At 64.4% G+C, this 4,229-nt stretch carries 5 protein-coding genes; all 5 read right to left on the bottom strand.

The genetic code is table 11. From position 1 onward, the window contains the following. The coding region (locus tag JOY90_RS04635) for an ATP-binding cassette domain-containing protein (RefSeq protein ID WP_291689977.1) at positions 1–223 on the bottom strand (223 nt) is incomplete at its 3' end. Further along, positions 220–732 carry an endonuclease domain-containing protein gene (locus JOY90_RS04630; RefSeq protein WP_291689976.1) on the bottom strand — a complete coding sequence of 171 codons (513 nt, stop codon included), beginning with the start codon at positions 730–732 and terminating at the stop codon, positions 220–222. The genes JOY90_RS04635 and JOY90_RS04630, both read right to left, overlap by 4 nt. Beyond that, positions 729–1,568, bottom strand: coding sequence for an ABC transporter ATP-binding protein (locus tag JOY90_RS04625; RefSeq protein WP_291689975.1), 840 nt, complete (start codon positions 1,566–1,568; stop codon positions 729–731). Before JOY90_RS04625 ends, JOY90_RS04630 begins: the two co-directional genes overlap by 4 nt. Beyond that, positions 1,565–2,884, bottom strand: a complete 1,320-nt coding sequence (gene livM / locus JOY90_RS04620) for a high-affinity branched-chain amino acid ABC transporter permease LivM (protein WP_291689974.1) — start codon at positions 2,882–2,884, stop codon at positions 1,565–1,567. The genes JOY90_RS04625 and livM overlap by 4 nt, the downstream gene beginning before the upstream one ends. 12 nt (positions 2,885–2,896) lie before the next feature. Further along, positions 2,897–3,811, bottom strand: coding sequence for a branched-chain amino acid ABC transporter permease LivH (locus tag JOY90_RS04615; protein WP_291689973.1), 915 nt, complete (start codon positions 3,809–3,811; stop codon positions 2,897–2,899). Between the last annotated feature and the right edge of the window lie 418 nt (positions 3,812–4,229).

Raw genomic sequence — 4,229 nt, 5'->3', positions numbered from 1 at the left:
CCGTGATGTCGGCGCCGTCGAACAGGATGTTTCCGGCGCGGGCGCGCGGCCGGCCGAAGATCGTCATCATCAGGGTCGACTTGCCGGCGCCGTTGGCGCCGATCAGGGCCACGATCTCGCCCGGGTGAATCTCCAGGTCCACGCCCTTCAGAGCCTCGATCTTGCCATAGGCCGCGCGCAGGCCGCGGACCGCGAGCAGGGGGATGGGGGAAGTCGATGTCATTCGGCTCGCCCCTTGGACGCGGGTGGTGCTCTCCCTCCCCCTGAAAGGGGGAGGGTCGGGGTGGGGGTTGTCGCCGCTTGCGATAATCTCTCGATATGCGCGACGAGGTCGCTCAGTACGCCTTCCAGATTCGACAACACGTCGTTGTTCCAGTACCGGACAACCGTCACCCCCTTCTTAGAGAGCCACTGTGCCCGGCGATCATCGGCCGGTTTGCGTTGTGCGGCGTGTTGTCCACCGTCTACTTCAACCGCCAGACGAAGGCGTGAACAATAGAAGTCGATCGTGTAGGGGCCGATCGGGTGCTGCCTTCGGAAAGAGAAACCGTTGAGTTGATCGCGGCGCAACGCGCGCCACAGCCGAAGTTCTGCGTCGGTCATATTGACGCGGAGAGAGCGCGCCCTAGCGGTCATATCTTTCGTGCGGGAAAAGCGTGACCCCCAGCCGCCCGCTTCGCGGTCGACCTCCCCCTGGCAGGGGAAGGTGGACTTTTCGCGGGGCTCGGTCATGTGTCGCTCTCCATGACCGCGATCGCTTCCTCCTCGTCGGCGCCGAGATAGGCGGCGATCACCTTGGGATCGTCGCGCACCTGTTGCGGCGTGCCCTCGGCGATCTTGACGCCATAATCCATCACCACGACATGGTCGGAAATCTCCATCACCACGCTCATGTCATGCTCGATCAGGAGGATCGAGGTGCCTTCCTCGGCGCGGATCGAGAGCAACAGCTCGTTGAGCGCCGCGCTCTCGCGCGCGTTCAGCCCGGCGGCCGGCTCGTCGAGGCAGAGCAAAGCGGGCTCGGTGCACATGGCGCGGGCGATCTCGAGGCGCCGCTGATCGCCATAGGGCAGGTTGCCGGCGGCGTCGTCGGCGCGCTCGAACAGGCCGATGCGCCTGAGCCAGAAGCTCGCAAGGTCGATGGCGCGCTTCTCGGCGGCGCGGTAGGACGGCGCCCCGATCAACCCGAGCAGGGTCAGGCCCGAGGCCCGCATCAGCATGTTGTGCTGGGCGACCATCAGGTTCTCCAGCGCGGTCATGCCCGGAAACAGCCGGATGTTCTGGAAGGTGCGCGCGACCTTGGCCTGCTTGGCGATCCGGAAGTCGTTCAGCCGCTCCAGCGCGATCTCGGCCGCGCCGTGGGTGAGGCGAATGGTCCCGCTGGTCGGCTTGTAGAAGCCGGTGATGCAGTTGAACACCGTGGTCTTGCCGGCGCCGTTCGGGCCGATCAGCGCCGTGATCCGCCGACGCCCGGCGTCGAAGGACAATTCGTTGACGGCGACGATGCCGCCAAAGCGCATCGTCAGTTGGTCGACGCCCAAGATGCGATCGGTGCGGTCGCCGCTCATCCGTGTCCTTCCTTGACGAGGTCGGAGGAGATGACATGCGCTTCCTTCAGATACACGGTCGGCGCGCGATGGCCGATGATGCCGCGCGGCCGCCAGATCATCAGCAGCACCATGGCGAGGCCGAACACCAGCATGCGGTACTGCTCCAGGCCGCGGAACAGCTCGAAGCCGCCGATCATCGCGAGGGCTGCAAGCGCCACGCCGAGCTGCGAACCCATGCCGCCGAGCACGACGATGGCGAGCACCAGCGCCGATTCCTGGAAGGTGAAGGATTCGGGGCTGATGAAGCCCTGCCTGGTGGCGAAGAAGGCGCCGGCAAAGCCGCCGAACATGGCGCCGGTGGCAAACGCCGTCAGCTTGGTCGTGGTGGTGTTGATGCCGAGCGCGCGGCAGGCGACCTCGTCCTCGCGCAATGCCTCCCAGGCCCGCCCGATCGGCAGGCGCCGCAACCGGATCGTCACCCAGTTGGTGAGCAGCGCCAGCCCAAGGATCAGATAGAACAGGAACACGATGCGATGGGTCGGCGAGAACTCGATGCCGAGCCTGGCGGCGAGGCCGTCGTCAGAGTTGTCGAGCGGAATGCCGAACAGGGTCGGGCGCGGAATGCTGGGGATGCCGTTCGGCCCGCCGGTCAGGCTCTGCCAGTTGATGATGACGAGGCGGATGATCTCGCCGAAGGCGAGCGTCACGATCGCCAGGTAGTCGCCGCGAAGCCTGAGCACCGGAAAACCCAGCATCACCCCCCACAGTGAGGCGAGCAGGCCGGCAAGCGGCAGGCAGACCCAGAACGAGAGGTCGAAGGTAGTGGCCAACAACGCGTAGGAATAGGCGCCGACGGCGTAGAACGCGACATAGCCGAGATCGAGCAGTCCGGCGAGCCCGACCACCACGTTCAATCCCCAGCCCAGCATCACATAGGTGAGCACGAGGATGGCGAGGTCGAGAATGTAGCGCTGGTCGTAGAAGATCACCGGCACCAGCAGGGTGAAGATCAGGAGCGCCGGCGGCAGCAAGCGCCCGGCAAAGGCGATGCCGTTCTGCACCGAGGCGGGAACGAGCTGGCTGGTGCCGGCCGGCCCGAGCCATTGTCGCACCAGCTCGATCACGAGGCTGCCGACGAAGGTGGCGGCGACCAGGCCCGCAAGCTCGTCGAACCGCGTCCAGTAGATCAATTGCCCCGTGGGCCCGGCCTCGGTGCGGATGCCGACCATCAGCGAGAACAGCACCAGCGAGACGAAGGCGGAAAGCGCGGCCTTCTTGAAGGCAAAGGCGAAATGCAGCACGCGCCTGGCGTGCGGTTTGTCGGGCTCGGACATGCTCACGCGGGCCTAGACTTTTTCGACTTCGGGTCGGCCGAGCAGGCCGGTCGGCAGGAAGATCAGCACCACGATCAGGATCGAGAAGGCGGCGACGTCCTTGTATTCGATCGAGAAATAGGCCGACCACATCGTTTCGATCAGCCCGATGGCGAGTCCTCCCAGCATCGCGCCGGGCAGCGAGCCGATGCCGCCGAGAACGGCGGCGGTGAACGCCTTGATGCCGGCCACGAAGCCCATGTAGAAATCGACCAGGCCGTAATAGAGCAGGTACATCATGCCGGCGACGGCGGCCAGCGCAGCTCCGATCACGAAGGTCATGGAGATGGTGCGGTCGACGTCGACGCCGAGCAGCGCCGCCATGGTCTGGTCCTGCTCGCAGGCGCGCATGTCGCGCCCCAGCCGGGTGCGCGACACCAGCCAGGTGAACACCAGCAGCAGTGCCACCGTGGTGAGCACGACGATGATCTGCACGTTGGAGACCTGCACCGCAAAACCGTTGCGCTCGGCAAGCTCGTAGCCGCCGGTGATGATCGGCGGCACCGGCTTCACGCGCGCGCCCTGCGCCACCTGCGAGTAGTTCGACAGCACGAACGACATGCCGATCGCCGACAGCATCGGCGCGAGGCGGAAGGAGTGCCGCAGCGGCCGATAGGCGATGCGCTCCACCGTCCAGCCGTAGAGCGCGGTGATCGCCATCGAGACCAGCAGCACGATCAGGAGGATCAGCGGGATCGCGGTCAGCCCGAAGGAGACCAGAATCAGGAACGAGATCAACGCGATGAATCCGCCGATCATGAAGATGTCGCCATGGGCGAAATTGATCATGCCGACGATGCCGTAGACCATGGTGTAGCCGATGGCGATCAGGCCGTAGATCGAGCCTAGAACGATGCCGTTGATCAATTGCTGGGCGAAATATTCCATGCGCTGCCGATCGTTGGCGCATTTTCCGGCAAAATTGAATGAAGTTTTGCCGCGGTCGAAAATGGCGCTTTTTCCTGACACAGCGAAAGGCTCCGGCAGCCGGACGTCGCGTCATCCTCGTTTTCTAACAGCGGGAACCAGAGGCGGCAACAGCGCTCGAACGCGACTTAAGGCCTTGTACAGAGGAAGTTTTCATGTTGGGCCGCGGGAACCTCGGCTCATGAAACATGCTTGCCTCCAGGCTTTTCGCGCAACCAAGTCGGTGTTCCCGAGTTATCTCCTTTGCGACTTGAAAAAGGGAGATCGCAATGTCCAATCCGAACCAGAAGCCCGGCCAGCAAAACCAGAACCCCGGACAGAAGCCGGGCCAGCAGCAGGGTGGTGGGCAGAAGCCCGGACAGCAGCAGCAGGATCCGAA

It is taken from the genome of Bradyrhizobium sp., assembly GCF_019242285.1.
Classification (GTDB): Bacteria; Pseudomonadota; Alphaproteobacteria; order Rhizobiales; family Xanthobacteraceae; genus Bradyrhizobium.
Note: the sequence above shows the minus strand (reverse complement) of the source record. Positions and strands in the feature narration are given on the sequence as shown.

What these genes read in the sequence shown, in the direction of transcription:
- JOY90_RS04630 (WP_291689976.1), bottom strand. Translation starts at nt 732, where the DNA reads ATGACCGAGCCCCGCGAAAAGTCCACCTTCCCCTGCCAGGGGGAGGTC.
- JOY90_RS04625 (WP_291689975.1), bottom strand. Translation starts at nt 1,568, where the DNA reads ATGAGCGGCGACCGCACCGATCGCATCTTGGGCGTCGACCAACTGACG.
- livM (WP_291689974.1), bottom strand. Translation starts at nt 2,884, where the DNA reads ATGTCCGAGCCCGACAAACCGCACGCCAGGCGCGTGCTGCATTTCGCC.
- JOY90_RS04615 (WP_291689973.1), bottom strand. Translation starts at nt 3,811, where the DNA reads ATGGAATATTTCGCCCAGCAATTGATCAACGGCATCGTTCTAGGCTCG.